The sequence below is a fragment of the Paracidovorax oryzae ATCC 19882 genome (assembly GCF_000687165.1).
GTDB classification, from domain to species: Bacteria; Pseudomonadota; Gammaproteobacteria; order Burkholderiales; family Burkholderiaceae_C; genus Paracidovorax; species Paracidovorax oryzae.
Window position 1 is genome coordinate 120,866 of the sequence record NZ_JMKU01000009.1, and the last position, 16,150, is coordinate 137,015.

A 16,150-nucleotide genomic window follows, 5' to 3' on the forward strand; every position below is an offset into this window, starting at 1 on the left:
CTTGGACCATCTTGTAAATTGATGTGTCATTTCGCCCAGCGGGAGCGATTGTGTCCGCCGAAGCGGGCGGGGTGGGCGCGGATGCCATCTGCATCCGGGTAAACGGGGGTGTGTTTTTTGGCCAGATGCGATCGCGATTTCGATATGCCTGCGCGCAGCCCCGGCGGCTTCAACCCATCGCCGGGCTGAACAGATCCACGCGGTCGGTGATGATGCCGTCGGTGCCGAGGTCCAGCAGGCGCTGCGCGGCCCACTCGTCGTTCACCGTGTAGCTGAGCGTGCGCAGGCCGCAGTCCTTCACGGCGGCGACGTGTTCCACCGTCCAGAGCGCGTGGTGGCAGACCACGGCCGCGCAGCCCAGCTGGCGGGCGGTGTCGAGCCAGCCATCCGGAAGGCTGTCGAGCAGCAGTCCGCGCGGCAGCAGGGGCGCGGCGTCGCGCGCACCCGCGAGGGCCGCGACCTTGAACGAGGTGAGCAGCGGCGGCACCTCGGCCTGGTGCCAGAGGCGCGCCGCCAGCGATGCCACGGCGCGGCCGGTTTCTTCCTCGGTGCCCGGCGTGGGCTTGATCTCGATGTTCAGCAGGTAGCCGTTGGCCAGGCAGTAGCGCGCCAGGTGCTCCAGGGTCGGCAGGGGTTCGCCCGCGCTGCCGCGGGAATGCCAACTGCCCGCGTCGAGCTGCGAGAGTTCGCCCCAGGGGCGCTCGCCGGCTGTGCCCCGGCCGTTGGTGGTGCGCTCCAGGGTGGCGTCGTGCAGCAGGAAGACGACGCCGTCGCTGCTGAGCTTGGCGTCGCACTCAAACATGCGGTAGCCATGGTGCGCACCGAGCCGGAAGGCCGCCAGGGTGTTCTCGGGGGCCAGCCGGCCCGCGCCGCGGTGGGCGATCCATCGGGGATAGGGCCAGTCGGCGGGGGGCGTGGTGGATGGGGTGGCAGTCATGGCGATGAACTATAGGACCGCTGGCGGGCGGCCCCGTGGCGCTCAGGAGGTCTGGATCTGTTCGCCGAACTTGAGCAGGTTGCCGTGGGGGTCGTGCACGTAGAGTTCGCGCATGCCCCAGGGGCGTTCCACGGGTGGCGATAGTTCCAGCCCCCGCTGGGCGAATTCGGCATGCAGCGCGCGCACGTCGCCGCGCACGTAGCAGGAGGTGTTCTCGGCAATGTGGCGCTCTCCGCAGAGCCAGAAATGCAGTTCGCAGCCGTCGCGCGCGGCGATGAGGTAGTCGCCGGTACGCAATGCGACCGTGAAGCCCAGCCGCCCGGAATAGAAGGCGGCGCTTTCGTCGAGGTCGAGGGACGCCAGCACCGGGATGGTGGCGTGCAGCGGGGCTTTGTGTTCCATGCGGGCAGTGCCGGCGCGGCTCAGAGCCGCTTGCCGGAGGCGGCGTCGAACCAGTGCAGCCGGTCCATGCGGGGCTCCACGTGGATGGTGTCGCCGGGCTGGGGATGGTGGGTGCCTTCCTCGATGCGCACGATGACCGGCTCGTCCCCGCCGCCCGACTGCAGGCGGCCATAGACGAGGCGCTCGGCGCCCAGCAGCTCCACCGTCTCCACGCGCAGCTCCCAGCCCACGCCGGAGATGTCGATGTGCTCCGGCCGGATGCCGAGGATCGCGCCCTGCCGCCCGCCCGGGGCGTTCTTCAGCAGGTTCATGGGCGGCGATCCGATGAAGCTCGCGACGAAGGTCGATGCGGGCGTGTGATAGACCTCTTCGGGCGTGCCGAACTGTTCCATCACGCCGCCGTTCATCACGATCATGCGCTGGGCCAGCGTCATGGCCTCGACCTGGTCGTGCGTGACGAACAGGCTGGTGATGCCGAGTTCGCGATGCAGTTTCTGGATCTCCAGGCGGGTCTGCGCGCGCAGCTTGGCGTCGAGGTTGGAGAGCGGCTCGTCGAACAGGAATACCTGGGGCTGGCGCACGATGGCGCGGCCCATGGCGACGCGCTGGCGCTGGCCGCCGGACAGCTCGCGCGGCTTGCGCTCGAGCAGGTGGCCGAGCTCCAGGATCTTCGCGGCCTTGTCCACGCGCGCCTTGATTTCGTCCTTCGGCACCTTGGCGATCTTCAGGCCGTAGGCCATGTTCTCGAAGTTCGTCATGTGCGGATAGAGCGCGTAGTTCTGGAACACCATGGCGATGTCGCGCTGGGCGGGCTCCAGGTTGTTGACCACGCGGTTGCCGATGGCGATCTCGCCGCCGGAGATTTCCTCCAGGCCCGCCACCATGCGCAGCAGGGTGGACTTGCCGCAGCCCGAAGGGCCGACGATGACGATGAATTCGCCGTCGGCGATTTCGGCGTTCACGCCGTGGATGACCTGGTTGGCCTTGGGGCCGTGGCCGTAGCGCTTGACGACGTTGCGCAGGGAAAGAGATGCCATGTTGCGATGGGGTTCGTAGCGGGATGCGTGGGTGGAATGGGCGTTTTCAGGGAGGTGGAGGACTACTTCTCGGTGTCCACCAGGCCCTTCACGAACCATTTCTGCATGAGGATCACCACCGCGGCGGGCGGCAGCATGGCCAGGATGGCGGTGGCCATGACGATGTTCCACTCGTTCTGCCCGTCGCCGCCCGCGATCATGCGCTTGATGCCGATCACCACGGGGTACATGTCCTCGCTCGTGGTCGCCAGCAGCGGCCAGAGGTACTGGTTCCAGCCGTAGATGAACTGGATCACGAAGAGCGCGGCGATGGAGGTGCGCGACAGCGGCACCAGCACGTCCTTGAAGAAGCGCATGGGCCCGGCGCCGTCGATGCGCGCGGCCTCGACCAGCTCGTCCGGCACCGTGAGGAAGAACTGCCGGAAGAGGAAGGTGGCGGTGGCCGACGCGATCAGCGGCACCGTGAGGCCCGCGTAGCTGTTGAGCATGCCGAGGTCCGACACCACCTGGTAGGTCGGGCCGATGCGCACTTCCACCGGCAGCATCAGCGTGATGAAGATCAGCCAGAAGCACAGGCCCTTGAACGGGAAGCGGAAGTACACGATGGCGAAGGCCGACAGCAGCGAGATGGCGATCTTGCCCACCGTGATGACGATGGCCGACACGAAGCTCACCCACATCATGCGGGCCACCGGCGCGGTGGAGCCGGCCCCCTGGTCGCGCCCGAACAGGGCCGCCTTGTAGGTGTCCCAGAAGTTCGTGCCGGGCAGCAGGGGCATGGGCGCCTGCACGATTTCCTGGGCGGTGTGGGTGGAGGCCACGAAGGCCAGGTAGAGCGGGAACGCCACGATGGCGATGCCCAGGATCATGATGAAGTGCGCGAGGATGCCTCGCGTGAGGCTGCGTTCGACCATTTCAGTACTGGACTTTCTTTTCAACGTAGCGGAACTGCACGACGGTGAGCGCGACCACGATCAGCATCAGCACCACGGACTGCGCCGCGGAGCCGCCCAGGTCCATGGCCTTGAAGCCGTCGTAGTAGACCTTGTAGACGAGGATGGCCGTGTCCTTGCCCGGGCCGCCCTGCGTGGCGGCATCGACGATGGCGAAGGTGTCGAAGAACGCATACACCACGTTGATGACCAGCAGGAAGAACGTGGTGGGCGAGAGCAGCGGGAACTGCACGCTCCAGAAGCGGCGCCACGGGCCGGCGCCGTCGATGGCGGCGGCTTCGATCAGCGACTTCGGGATGGACTGCAGCCCCGCCAGGAAGAAAAGGAAGTTGTAGGAGATCTGCTTCCAGACCGAGGCCATCACGATCAGCGCCATGGCCTGGCCGGAGTTGAGCAGGTGGTTCCAGTCGATGCCGAAGCGGCCCAGCGCGTACGACACCACGCCCAGCGAGGGCGAGAACATGAAGACCCACAGCACGGCGGCCACGGCCGGCGCCACCGCGTAGGGCAGGATCAGCAGGGTCTTGTAGAACATGGCGCCCTTGGCCACCCGGTCGGCGAACACCGCCAGCAGCAGCGACAGCACGATGCCGCTGGCCGCCACCAGCACCGAGAAGAACGCGGTGGTCTTGAACGACTCGATATAGCCGGGGTCGTCGAACAGCCGGCGGAAATTCTCCAGCCCCACCCATTCGGTGGACGTGCCGAAGGCGTCCTGCATCTGCAGAGACTGCACCAGCGCCTGGCTGGCGGGCCAGAAGAAGAAGACCACGATGATGGCCATCTGCGGCGCGATGAGCAGCCAGGGCAGCCAGGCGGACTGGAATCGGACGCGTTTTTCCATGGCGGATGCAGTTACCTTGCGCCCGGCGTGCGCTGCCGGGCTGTCGAATGACGAAAAGACCCTCCCCGCGGGTGCAGGGAGGGCCGGTACGGGAGGGCGCAAGCCGGCCGGGCCGGCCCGGGGGCCGCCCGGAGGCGGCGGGAATCAGCCCTTGTTGGCCTTCTGGAAGCGCTCCAGCTGTTCGTTGCCGCGCTTCACGATGGCATCGAGCGCTTCCTTGGCGCTCTTCTTGCCGGACCAGACCTGCTCGAGTTCCTCGTCCTCGATGGCGCGGATCTGCACGTAGTTGCCCAGGCGGATACCGCGGCTCTTGTCGGTCACCTTGCGGATCATCTGCGTCACGGCGACATCGGTGCCGGGATGCTCCTTGTAGAAGCCCGACTTCTCGGTCAGCTCGTAGGCGGCGGTCGTCACGGGCAGGTAGCCGGTGCGCTTGTGGCTGGCCGACTGCACTTCAGGCGTGGAGATGAACTTGAAGAACTCGGCGACGCCCTTGTACTCGGCGGGCTTCTTGCCGGCCATCACCCACAGGCTGGCGCCGCCGATGACGGTGTTCTGCGGCGCGCCGGGAACGTCAGGGTAGTAGGGCAGGGGGGCGAGGCCATAGGCGAACTTGGCGTTCTTGGCCACGTTGCCGTAGAAGCCCGAAGACGTGTTGATCATGGCGCACTCGCCGGAGACGAAGCTCGCCTCGGGCACGTTGCCGCGGCCCTTGTACACGAACAGGCCCTGCTTGGCCATGTTGGCGAGGTTCTCGATGTGGCGCACGTGCAGGGGCGAATCGACCTTCAAGCGCGCATCGAGGCCCTGCAGGCCGTTGGCCTTGCTCGCGAACTCCACGTTGTGCCACGCCGAGAAGCTCTCCACCTGCGTCCAGTTCTGCCAGGCCGTGGTGAACGGGCACTTGTGGCCGGAAGCCTTGAGCTTGGCGGCTGCGTTGACCACTTCGGGCCAGGTGGCCGGCGCCTTGTCGGTGGGCAGGCCGGCGGCCTTGAAGGCGTCCTTGTTGAAATAGAAGATGGTGGTGGAGCTGTTGAACGGGAAGCTCAGCATCTGGCCGTTGGGGGCCGTGTAGTAGCCGGCCACGGCGGGGATGTAGGCCTTGGGATCGAACGGTGCACCGGCGTCCTGCATCACCTTGCCCACGGGCACGATCGCGCCCTTGCTGGCCATCATGGTGGCGGTGCCCACTTCGAACACCTGCAGGATGTGCGGCGCGTTGCCGGCACGGAAGGCGGCGATCGAGGCCGTCATGGATTCGTCATAGGTGCCCTTGTAGGTGGGCACGATCTTGTATTCCTTCTGGCTCTCGTTGAACTGGCGGGCCAGGTCGTTCACCCATTCGCCGTTCACGGCCGTCATCGAGTGCCACCACTGGATCTCGGTCTGGGCGTGGGCCGAAATGCAAGCGGATGCGGCGATGGCGGCGGCCAGGGCCAGGTGCTTGGGCTGCATGGAAACTCCTCAAAGTATGGCGATGCGAAAGCGGCGCATGGTATGCGCGCTACATGTCATCGGTATGTCGTTGTCGCATAGGCAGGGATTTCCACGGATCGGGAACTTCCCTGGATGGAGGTCTTTGTGTGGCGGAATTGTGTCTGTTTTGTGACGACTCGCCGGGCTCGTCCGTCGCCTGCGTGACTGGGATTCCACTTGGTGGATCGAAAAGCCCCCTGGGTACAGGGTTTCTTCCCATTGCACAATGGTCGGCCACCTGCAAGGCGTCCGCCATGCATCCTTCCCTTCCTTACTTCTCCTTCCCCGTAGTTCCATGACCAAGACATCGCTGGACAAGAGCAAGATCAAGTTCCTCCTGCTGGAGGGCGTGCACCCTTCGGCGCTCGACGTGCTGCGTGGCGCGGGCTATACCCAGATCGAGGCATTGCCGGGGGCGCTGGAAGGCGAGGAGCTGCACCGCAAGATCGCCGATGCGCATTTCCTGGGCATCCGCTCGCGCACCCAGCTCACGGCCGAGGTGTTCGCGCACGCCCACAAGCTCGTGGCCGTGGGGGCCTTCTGCATCGGCACCAACCAGATCGACCTGGATGCTGCGCGCGAGCGCGGCATCGCCGTCTTCAACGCGCCGTACTCCAACACCCGCTCCGTGGCGGAGCTGGTGCTGGCCGAGGCCATCCTGCTGCTGCGCGGCGTGCCCGAGAAGAACGCCGTGGCGCACCGCGGCGGCTGGCTCAAGAGCGCCGAGAACGCCTATGAGATCCGCGGCAAGACGCTGGGCATCGTGGGCTACGGTTCCATCGGCACGCAGCTGTCGGTGCTGGCAGAGGCGCTGGGCATGCATGTCGTCTTCCACGACGTGGTGAGCAAGCTGCCGCTGGGCAACGCCCGCCAGGCGCCGTCGCTGCAGGCGCTGCTCGCGCAGAGCGACATCGTGACCCTGCACGTGCCCGAAGTGCCCTCCACGCAGTGGATGATCGGGCCGGAAGAGATCGCTGCCATGAAGCCGGGCGCGATCCTGATCAATGCGGCGCGCGGCACCGTGGTCCGCATCGAGGCGCTGGCCGACGCGATCCGCGCGAAGAAGCTGCTCGGCGCGGCCATCGACGTGTTCCCGGTGGAGCCGCGCAGCAACAAGGACGAGTTCACTTCGCCCCTGCGCGGGCTGGACAATGTCATCCTTACCCCCCACATCGGCGGCTCCACCATGGAGGCGCAGGCCAACATCGGCCTGGAGGTGGCCGAGAAGCTCGTGAAGTACAGCGACAACGGCACCTCGACCTCGTCGGTGAATTTCCCCGAGGTGGCGCTGCCCGCGCATCCGGGCAAGCACCGCATCCTGCACATCCACCGCAACGTGCCAGGGGTGCTGTCGGCCATCAACCAGGTGTTCGCCGACAACCAGATCAACATCTCGGCGCAGTACCTGCAGACCAACGAAAAAGTGGGCTACGTGGTGATCGACATCGACGCACAGTCGTCCGAGCTGGCGCTGGACAAACTCGCGAGCGTGCCGGGCACCATCCGGAGCCGCGTGCTGTTCTGAGCGATGGCCGGGGCGGCACGGCCTCTCCGGCCATGCCGGGTACTGGACGGGAAGATGGCTGACAACATGCTTTTTGAATCAATTGATACATTTGGTGACCTCCGGGTTCCCATCCGGCAATTGTCAAAAAACATGAATTTTTCCCACATCAAGCTCGCGCCGCGGCTGGGCCTCGCCTTTGCCGCCATGGTCGTTCTCTCTGTTTTCCTGGGCCTTTTCAGCCTGCGGCAGATGTCGCAATTGCAGGGTCAGACCAGCACGGTGGTGGACAACAACCTGCCATCGGTGATGATCCTCTCTGAATATCGCCGCAATCTCGACCTGATGCGGCGCGTCGAAGCCCTCCTGCTGCTGGAAACGCCCGCCAAGGAGCAGGGGGAATACCGCGACTCGTTCGACAAGACGGTCGCCAAGTTCGAGGAGCTCAACCGGACCTATGTCGAACCCACGCTGATCGGCAGCCCCGGCGAGGCGGCGCTGGCCGCGGTCTTCAAGAAGGATCTTGCGGCCTACATGGCCGCCGCCTCGCGCATCCGTGCGTCCGCGCAGGATCCGGGCCAGCATGCGGAACTGCTGAACCACATGCTCAACACCACGCGTGGCCTGTACTTCGCCACCAGCGAGCAGCTCGACAAGGTGATCCAGTACAACGTGGACCAGGCCAAGGATGCCTCGACCCTGGCGATGAAGATCCTGGGCGACGGCCGCAACTGGCTGGTCGTGACGATGGTGGCTGCCGCCGCCGTCGCCGCGCTGCTGGCCGTGGTCATCGTGCGCAGCATCGTCCACCCCCTGAACCGCGCCATCGACGCTGCCCAGCAGGTGGCCGAGGGCAACCTGGCCGTCGAGCTGCACGCTGAGGGCCGCGACGAGGTGTCCCGGCTGCTGCGCACCTTGGTGGATATGCGCGACACGCTGGCGCGCATCACCGGCGAGGTCCGCCGCAACGCGGAAGGTGTGGCCACGGCCAGTGCCCAGATCGCGCAGGGCAATGGAGACCTTTCGGCCCGCACGGAGCAGCAGGCGGCTTCGCTCCAGCAGGCGGCGGCGTCGATGGAGCAACTGGGCTCCACCGTGCGCCAGAACGCCGAGAGTGCCCGCCAGGCCAGCCAGCTGGCGGCCAGCGCGTCGGGCATCGCGAGCCAGGGCGGGGAGGTGGTCGGAGAGGTGGTCGAGACCATGAAGGGCATCAACGAGGCTTCGCGCCGCATCGGCGACATCATCGGCACCATCGACGGCATCGCCTTCCAGACGAACATCCTGGCGCTCAACGCAGCGGTGGAGGCCGCGCGTGCCGGGGAGCAGGGCCGGGGCTTCGCCGTCGTGGCCGGCGAGGTGCGCAGCCTCGCGCAGCGCAGCGCCGAAGCCGCCAAGGAAATCAAGAGCCTGATCGGCAACAGCGTCGAGCGGGTGGAGCAGGGCACGGTGCTGGTGGACAAGGCCGGCGCCACGATGACCGAAGTGGTCACCTCCATCCGGCGCGTGACCGACATCGTGGCGGAAATCAGCGCGGCGAGCAGCGAGCAGAGCGAGGGCGTGTCCCAGGTGGGCGCGGCGGTGACGCAGATGGACCAGGCCACGCAGCAGAATGCCGCGCTGGTGGAGGAGTCCGCGGCAGCGGCCGGCAGCCTCAAGATCCAGGCGGAACAGCTGGTGCAGGCGGTGGCGTTCTTCCGCACGGCCCCCGGGGCGGCCGTGGCCCGCGCCAGCGCACCGGTGGCTCCCCCGGCGACGGCTGCAGCCCCCGTGCAGGCACGGGCCAGGCCTGCGCCGGCGCCTGCGCTTGCGCCTGCCGTGACGTCCGCCTCCCCGGCCCGGGCCGGGTCCCCGAAAGCCCGGATCGGCACGTCTGCAGCCCCGGCGGCTGCCAGTGCGTCCCGGCCCGCTTCCCGCGCCGCGGGCGGGGAAGACGAGTGGGAGAGCTTCTGACGCGGGCCTGCCCGGGCGGGAGGCCGTGGCCCGGGGCCGCGACGCGTTGGAGGCCGCTGGCTTAAAATCGCGGCCCCCCCAAGGTTGGGAGCGTCCGCGCTCCCCAGGTGATCCCCCCGATGAATGCACCCACTGAGTTGGCAGCCCTGACACAGGCCGCCGAGCCCACTCGCTTGCGCGAGATTCCGTACAACTACACCTCGTTTTCCGACCGGGAAATCGTCATCCGGCTGCTGGGCTCCGACTCGTGGGACGTGCTGGACCAGCTGCGCCGCGAGCGTCGCACCGGGCGCTCCGCCCGCATGCTGTACGAGGTGCTGGGCGACATCTGGGTCGTGCAGCGCAACCCCTACCTGCAGGACGACTTGCTGGACAACGCAGGCCGCCGCAAGATGCTGGTGGACGCGCTGCAGCACCGGCTGTCGGAGATCGGCAAGCGCCGCACGCCCGGCGAGGACGCCGAGCGCGACCGCCTGGTGGGCCAGCTGGTGGAGGCCGCGCGTCGCGCCATCGCGCAATTCGACGCCACCTTCGTGGAGGCCGCCCAGCTGCGGCGCCAGGTGCAGAAGCGCCTGGGCCGCCACACGGCCAGGGACAACATCAAGTTCGACGGCCTCTCGCGCGTGTCGCACGTGACCGACGCCACCGACTGGCGCGTCGAATACCCGTTCGTGGTGCTCACGCCCGACACCGAGGCCGAGATGGCCGCGCTGGTCAAGGCCTGCATCGAGCTGGAACTGACCATCATCCCGCGGGGGGGCGGCACCGGCTACACCGGCGGCGCGATTCCTCTCACCTGGCGCAGCGTGGTCATCAACACCGAGAAGCTCGAAGCCATGACCGAGGTGGAGATGCGCCGCCTGCCGGGCATGGACCGCGAGGTGGGCACCATCTGGACCGAGGCCGGCGTGGTCACCCAGCGCGTGGCCGACGCGGCCGAGCGCGCGGGCTTCGTCTTCGCGGTCGATCCGACCAGCGCAGAAGCCTCGTGCATCGGCGGCAACATCGCCATGAACGCGGGCGGCAAGAAGGCCGTGCTCTGGGGCACGGCGCTGGACAACCTGGTCAGCTGGCGCATGGTGACGCCCGAGGCGCAGTGGCTCGAAGTCACGCGGCTGGACCACAACATGGGCAAGATCCACGACGTGGAGACGGCCACCTTCGAGCTGCAGTACTTCGAGGCCGACGGCAGGACGCCGATCCGCACCGAGCGTCTGGAGATTCCCGGCCGCACCTTCCGCAAGGAGGGGCTGGGCAAGGACGTGACGGACAAGTTCCTCTCAGGCCTGCCCGGCATCCAGAAGGAAGGCTGCGACGGCCTCATCACCAGCGCGCGCTGGGTGGTGCACCGCATGCCGGCGCACACGCGCACCGTGTGCCTGGAGTTCTTCGGCAATGCCAAGGACGCCGTGCCCTCGATCGTCGAGATCAAGGATTTCATGTTCGCCGAGCAGAAGCGTTCGGGCGTGCTGCTGGCGGGCCTGGAGCACCTGGACGACCGCTACCTGAAGGCCGTGGGCTACGCTACCAAGAGCCGCAAGCACGGCGGCGGCCTGCCGAAGATGGTGCTGTTCGGCGACATCGCGGGCGACGATGCCGACGCCGTGGCGCGCGTGACCAGCGAGGTCGTGCGCATCGCCAACTCCCGCGCGGGCGAGGGCTTCATCGCCATCAGCCCCGAGGCGCGCAAGAAGTTCTGGCTGGACCGCAAGCGCACGGCCGCCATCAGCCGCCACACCAACGCCTTCAAGATCAACGAGGACGTGGTGATTCCGCTGCCGCGGATGGCCGAGTACACCGACGGCATCGAGCGCATCAACATCGAGCTGTCGCTGCGCAACAAGCTGCAGCTGTGCGACGAGCTGGAGGCCTTCTTCCAGCGCGGCAAGCTCCCGCTGGGCCGCCAGGACGACGCGCACGAGATCCCCTCGGCCGAGCTGCTGGAGGACCGCGTGGCCCAGGCGGTGGCGTTGATCGGCGAAGTCCGCTCGCTCTGGAGCGGCTGGCTGACCGATGTGGAGACGCTCTTCCCGCAGCTGCAGGACCACACCCTGCGCGCGAGCTGGAAGACGCAGCTGCGAGAGCCGCTCGCCAAGATCTTCCCCGGCGCGTCCTTCAAGCCCATCATGGACGAGGCGCAGGCCATCCACCAGCGCGTGCTCAAGGGCCGCGTGTGGGTGGCGCTGCACATGCATGCGGGCGATGGCAACGTCCACACCAACCTGCCCGTCAACAGCGACGACTACCAGATGCTGCAGACGGCCCACGAGGCCGTGGCGCGCATCATGGTGCTGGCGCGCAGCCTGGACGGCGTGATCTCGGGCGAGCACGGCATCGGCATCACCAAGCTCGAATTCCTGACCGACGACGAGCTGCGTCCCTTCGCCGACTACAAGCGCCGCGTGGACCCGCAAGGCCGCTTCAACAAGGGCAAGCTGCTGCGGAGCCAGGAGCCCGTGGCCCGGACGGAACAGGCGCCGGCGGCCGTCTCGGCCCGCGAGTCGCTGATGTACTCCGACCTGACCAATGCCTACACGCCCAGCTTCGGGCTGATGGGGCACGAGTCGCTCATCATGCAGCAGAGCGACATCGGCGCCATCGCCGATTCGGTCAAGGACTGCCTGCGCTGCGGCAAGTGCAAGCCCGTGTGCGCCACCCACGTGCCGCGCGCCAGCCTGCTCTACAGCCCGCGCAACAAGATCCTGGCCACCTCGCTGCTGGTCGAGGCCTTCCTGTACGAGGAGCAGACGCGCCGCGGCGTGTCGATCAAGCACTGGCAGGAGTTCGAGGACGTGGCCGACCACTGCACCGTCTGCCACAAGTGCTACACGCCGTGCCCGGTCAAGATCGACTTCGGCGACGTGACCATGAACATGCGCAACCTGCTGCGCAAGATGGGCAAGAAGACCTTCCGCCCTGGCAATGCCCTGGCCATGGGCATGCTCAACGCCACCAATCCCGACACCATCAAGCTGATGCGCACGGCCATGGTGGACGTGGGCTTCAAGGCGCAGCGCATGGCCGTCGATCTGCTGCGCGGCTTCGGCCGCAAGCAGACCGCGCATCCGCCCGCCACGGTGGGCACCGCGCCGGTCAAGGAACAGGTCATCCACTTCATCAACAAGAAGCTGCCCGGCGGCCTGCCGAAGAAGACGGCGCGCGCGCTGCTGGACATCGAGGACAAGGACTACGTGCCCATCATCCGCAACCCGGCCGCCACCACGGCCGAGACGGAGGCGGTGTTCTACTTCCCCGGCTGCGGCTCCGAGCGCCTGTTCAGCCAGGTGGGCCTCGCGACCCAGGCCATGCTCTGGCATGCGGGCGTGCAGACCGTGCTGCCGCCGGGTTACCTGTGCTGCGGCTACCCGCAGCGCGGCAGCGGCCAGTTCGACAAGGCCGAGAAGATGATCACCGACAACCGGGTGCTGTTCCACCGCGTGGCCAACACGCTGAACTACCTGGACATCAAGACGGTGGTGGTCAGCTGCGGCACCTGCTACGACCAGCTGCAGGGCTACCAGTTCGACAAGATCTTCCCGGGCTGCCGCATCATCGACATCCACGAATACCTGCTGGAAAAGGGCATCCAGCTGCAGGGCAAGGGCGCCTACCTGTACCACGAGCCCTGCCATAGCCCGATGAAGCAGCAGGACTCGATGAAGACCGTCAAGGCCCTGGTGGGCGAGCAGGTGGTCAAGAGCGAGCGCTGCTGCGGCGAATCCGGCACGCTGGGCGTGACCCGGCCCGACATCTCCACCCAGGTGCGCTTCCGCAAGGAGCAGGAGATCCGCAAGGGCGAGGCCGCGCTGCGCGCCAGCGGCGCCGTCGCCCCGCAGGAGAACGTGAAGATCCTCACCAGCTGCCCCAGCTGCCTGCAGGGCCTGAACCGCTACCAGGACGATCTGAACAACGGCCTGCTCGAAGCCGACTACATCGTCGTCGAGATGGCGCGCGAGATCCTGGGCGAGAACTGGATGCCCGAGTACGTGCAGCGCGCCAATGCGGGCGGCATCGAGCGGGTGCTGGTGTGATGGCCTCCACCTGCCCCCTGTGCAGCGGCGAAGGCGGCACGCTGGTCTGGCGTGGCCGGCTGATGCGCGTGGTGCATGCCGGCGAGGAGGCTGACCGCGGCTTCCCGGGGTTCTACCGCGTCATCTGGAACAGGCACGTGGCGGAGTTCTCGGACCTGGCCGACACCGAGCGCGAGCGCTGCACGGCCGCCGTGGCGGTGGTGGAACAGGTGCTGCGCGAACAGCTCCAGCCCGCGAAGATCAATCTCGCGGCCCTGGGCAACATGGTGCCGCACCTGCACTGGCACGTGATCGCCCGCTTCGGGTGGGACAGCCACTTTCCCGCGCCCGTCTGGGCGCCGCCCCAGCGCGAGCGCGACCTGGTGCAGGAGGCCGCCGTGCAGGCACGCAGCGAAGCCGTCGCGCAACTGATGCGCGAGCGCCTGGCCCGGGCCGGGCTGGACTGAGCGCGCGCGCCGGCCCGCACGGTTCCGGCGCGTGGTCAGTCCGCCGTCGTCACGCGGTTGCGGCCCGCATGCTTGCTGGCATACAGCGCCCCGTCGGCGCGGGCGATGGCGGCTTCCAGCGATTCGCCGCTGCGCAGTTGCGCCAGGCCCAGCGACATGCTCGCCGGGATGGTGAGCGCCCCATAGCGGGCCGGACGTTCGGCCACGGCGGCGCGCATGCGCTCGGCCAGGGCCTGCGCATCTGCCAGGCCGCACGTGGGCATCACCAGCAGGAATTCCTCGCCTCCCCAGCGCGCCAGCAGGTCGCGCGCGCGGCTGCTGCGTGCCAGCAGTTCCGCCACATGCACCAGGACCTGGTCTCCGGCCTCGTGGCCGTGGGTGTCGTTGATGCGCTTGAAGTGGTCGATGTCCGCGATCACCACTGCCGTCGGCTGCCCGGCCTGCCGCGCCTGCGCGATGCGTTCCTGCGCGAGGCTGGCCAGGCGCCGCCGGTTGGACAGCCCCGTGAGCGGGTCGGTGGCGGCCTGGTCTTGCAGCCGGCGCTCGGCGCGCAGGACCGAGCCGTAGTAGTAGCGCGCGGTATAGGCCGCCATGGCGAACACCACGCCCACGTTGAATGCATGCGTGACCGAGAGCCCCAGGTCGCCGAGCGGCGCCTGCGCGCCGTAGCGGCGCGACAGTTCGTACATGCCGATGTAGAGGACGAACAGCGCGAGCAGCATCACCGGCGTGATCCTGCGCCGGCCCCGGCCCACCACGATGGCGGGAATGAACATCAGCAGGTAGTAGTGGAAGCCGCTGTTCCAGCCGACCAGCCAGGTGCCGAGGGCCGAGTGGCCCACCACCTCCAGCCAGATCAGCGCCAGCGCGGCGGCGTTGCGGCGCTGCGCCAGCAGCGCGTAGGCAGCCGCGTACATGGCGATGCTCGCCACATTGATCCAGGTCAACGGCGGCGACCCGAGCAGCAGGAAGAGGGGGATGAAGGCCGTGTCCACCGCCGCGGCCATCACCGTCACGCGCTGCGTCATCACCCAGAAGGCCTTGCGCGCCAGGCGCCCCTCCGGGGCGGGATGAAGCGCGGGAATGGCGGGGGCGTCGTTGCCTGGCATGGTGGGCTGTGGTGCGGCTGGTGGGACAATTCTCGTCCACGAATGTAAGAGTTGCTACCGCCGCATCCCGCGCGGCAGAAAAATGAGAGAACCTTCCATGGCAGACCAGCAAGCGGCGGCCGCCGCGCCGCAATCGCTCACCGTGCACGGTGCGTCGCGCGTGCTCGAAATCGCCTTCGATGATGGCGCGAGCTTCCGCATTCCCTTCGAGTTGCTGCGGGTGTATTCGCCCTCCGCGGAGGTGCAGGGCCATGGCCCCGGCCAGGAGGTGCTGCAGACGGGCAAGCGCGATGTGCAGATCACCGCCATCGAGCCCGTGGGCCACTACGCGATCAAGCCCGTGTTCTCCGACGGACACCAGAGCGGGCTCTTCACCTGGCCGTACCTGTACCGGCTCGGGCGGGACCAGGAATCGCTCTGGCAGCAGTACCTGCAGCGCCTGGCGGATGCCGGCCTCGATCGCGATGCGCCCATGCCGGCAACGCGCACCGGCGGTGCCGGCGGTGCCGGCGCCGGTGGCGGCTGCGGAACGCACTGAGCGTATGCTCTAATATTGATAGCGTTGGCGGTCGCTTCCACGAGCGCTGGCGCCGGTTTTTTCTTCAAGCCCCGCGTACCTGCTGCGCGACACATGCCCCAACCCCGTGCGGGGTTGTCGCTGTCTGCGCGGCCCCTGCGCTCTTAGCATCCCCACCATGAGCACCACCCATTTCGGTTTCCAGACCGTGGACGAGAACGACAAGGCGCGCCGCGTGCGCGGGGTTTTCGATTCCGTCGCTTCCAAGTACGACGTCATGAACGACCTGATGTCGGGCGGCCTGCACCGTGCGTGGAAGGCCTATACCGTGATGGTCGCCAACCTGCGGGAGGGCCAGCGCGTGCTGGACATCGCCGGCGGCACGGGCGACCTGGCGCGCGCCTTCGCGAAGAAGGTCGGCGCGAGTGGCACGGTGGTGCACACCGACATCAACGAATCCATGCTGCGCGTGGGGCGCGACCGCCTCATCGACGAAGGCACCGTGCTGCCCACGCTGGTCTGCGACGCCGAGCGGCTGCCGTTTCCCGACAACCATTTCGACGTGGTGAGCGTGGCCTTCGGCCTGCGCAACATGACCCACAAGGACGCGGCCATCGCCGAGATGTGCCGCGTGCTCAAGCCGCGCGGCCGGCTGCTGGTGCTGGAGTTCTCGCAGGTGGCCAAGCCGCTGCGCAAACCCTACGACTGGTACTCCTTCAAGGTGCTGCCGCGGCTGGGCAAGCTCGTGGCCGGCGACGACGCGAGCTACCGCTACCTGGCCGAGTCGATCCGCATGCATCCGGGCCAGGAAGAGCTCAAAACCCTCATGCAGAAAAATGGCTTTGGGCATGTGGACTATCACAACATGACTGGCGGCATCGTGGCCCTGCATGTTGGAATCAAGTGCTGAACTGGGACGAAGCACGCGTTTCGGATAACTAAAC

Annotated in this window: 13 protein-coding genes; 6 read left to right on the plus strand and 7 right to left on the minus strand. The window is 67.5% G+C overall.

The features are described 5' to 3' along the window. Window positions 1–169: 169 nt before the first annotated feature. From ugpQ to ugpB, 6 genes are all read right to left on the minus strand, one after another. Window positions 170–937: a glycerophosphodiester phosphodiesterase gene (gene ugpQ / locus T336_RS0109090; RefSeq protein ID WP_019702147.1), complete on the minus strand. Its 768-nt coding sequence runs from the start codon at window positions 935–937 to the stop codon at window positions 170–172. A 42-nt stretch (window positions 938–979) separates the two neighbouring features. Then, window positions 980–1,339, minus strand: coding sequence for a bleomycin resistance protein (locus T336_RS0109095; protein ID WP_019702146.1), 360 nt, complete (start codon window positions 1,337–1,339; stop codon window positions 980–982). A gap of 20 nt (window positions 1,340–1,359) precedes the next feature. Next, a complete protein-coding gene (locus tag T336_RS0109100) occupies window positions 1,360–2,376 on the minus strand; it encodes a sn-glycerol-3-phosphate import ATP-binding protein UgpC (protein ID WP_019702145.1) in 1,017 nt (338 codons plus the stop codon). A 62-nt stretch (window positions 2,377–2,438) separates the two neighbouring features. Next, window positions 2,439–3,290, minus strand: coding sequence for a sn-glycerol-3-phosphate ABC transporter permease UgpE (ugpE, locus tag T336_RS0109105; RefSeq protein WP_019702144.1), 852 nt, complete (start codon window positions 3,288–3,290; stop codon window positions 2,439–2,441). Between the two features lies 1 nt (window position 3,291). After that, complete coding sequence (gene ugpA, locus T336_RS0109110) at window positions 3,292–4,173, minus strand: sn-glycerol-3-phosphate ABC transporter permease UgpA (RefSeq protein WP_019702143.1); 882 nt, start codon at window positions 4,171–4,173, stop codon at window positions 3,292–3,294. A gap of 144 nt (window positions 4,174–4,317) precedes the next feature. Next, on the minus strand, window positions 4,318–5,628 hold the full coding sequence (gene ugpB / locus T336_RS0109115) for a sn-glycerol-3-phosphate ABC transporter substrate-binding protein UgpB (RefSeq protein ID WP_019702142.1): 1,311 nt from the start codon (window positions 5,626–5,628) through the stop codon (window positions 4,318–4,320). A 316-nt stretch (window positions 5,629–5,944) separates the two neighbouring features. On the opposite strand from ugpB, the gene serA reads away from it, so the two are divergent. The 4 genes from serA (at window position 5,945) to T336_RS0109135 (ending at window position 13,580) form a co-directional block, all read left to right on the plus strand. Further along, a complete protein-coding gene (gene serA / locus T336_RS0109120) occupies window positions 5,945–7,174 on the plus strand; it encodes a phosphoglycerate dehydrogenase (RefSeq protein ID WP_026432304.1) in 1,230 nt (409 codons plus the stop codon). A 132-nt stretch (window positions 7,175–7,306) separates the two neighbouring features. Then, window positions 7,307–9,103, plus strand: a complete 1,797-nt coding sequence (locus T336_RS0109125; protein WP_026432305.1) for a methyl-accepting chemotaxis protein — start codon at window positions 7,307–7,309, stop codon at window positions 9,101–9,103. A 119-nt stretch (window positions 9,104–9,222) separates the two neighbouring features. After that, window positions 9,223–13,134 (plus strand): DUF3683 domain-containing protein, encoded by a 3,912-nt coding sequence (locus T336_RS0109130; protein WP_026432306.1) that lies wholly within the window; start codon window positions 9,223–9,225, stop codon window positions 13,132–13,134. After that, window positions 13,134–13,580: an HIT family protein gene (locus T336_RS0109135; RefSeq protein ID WP_026432307.1), complete on the plus strand. Its 447-nt coding sequence runs from the start codon at window positions 13,134–13,136 to the stop codon at window positions 13,578–13,580. The genes T336_RS0109130 and T336_RS0109135 overlap by 1 nt, the downstream gene beginning before the upstream one ends. A 35-nt stretch (window positions 13,581–13,615) precedes the next feature. Here the strand turns inward: T336_RS0109135 and T336_RS0109140 are convergent, their stop codons facing one another. Next, entirely contained in the window at window positions 13,616–14,689 is a 1,074-nt protein-coding gene (locus T336_RS0109140) for a GGDEF domain-containing protein (RefSeq protein ID WP_026432308.1), read from the minus strand. A 97-nt stretch (window positions 14,690–14,786) separates the two neighbouring features. Between T336_RS0109140 and T336_RS0109145 the strand changes: the two genes are divergently transcribed. Both T336_RS0109145 and ubiE read left to right on the plus strand, forming a co-directional pair. After that, a complete protein-coding gene (locus tag T336_RS0109145; RefSeq protein ID WP_026432309.1) occupies window positions 14,787–15,227 on the plus strand; it encodes a gamma-butyrobetaine hydroxylase family protein in 441 nt (146 codons plus the stop codon). 157 nt (window positions 15,228–15,384) lie between these two features. Then, the gene (gene ubiE, locus T336_RS0109150; RefSeq protein WP_019702135.1) at window positions 15,385–16,116 is read left to right on the plus strand and encodes a bifunctional demethylmenaquinone methyltransferase/2-methoxy-6-polyprenyl-1,4-benzoquinol methylase UbiE; all 732 of its coding nucleotides are present in this window, start codon (window positions 15,385–15,387) and stop codon (window positions 16,114–16,116) included. The last annotated feature ends 34 nt before the right edge of the window (window positions 16,117–16,150 follow it).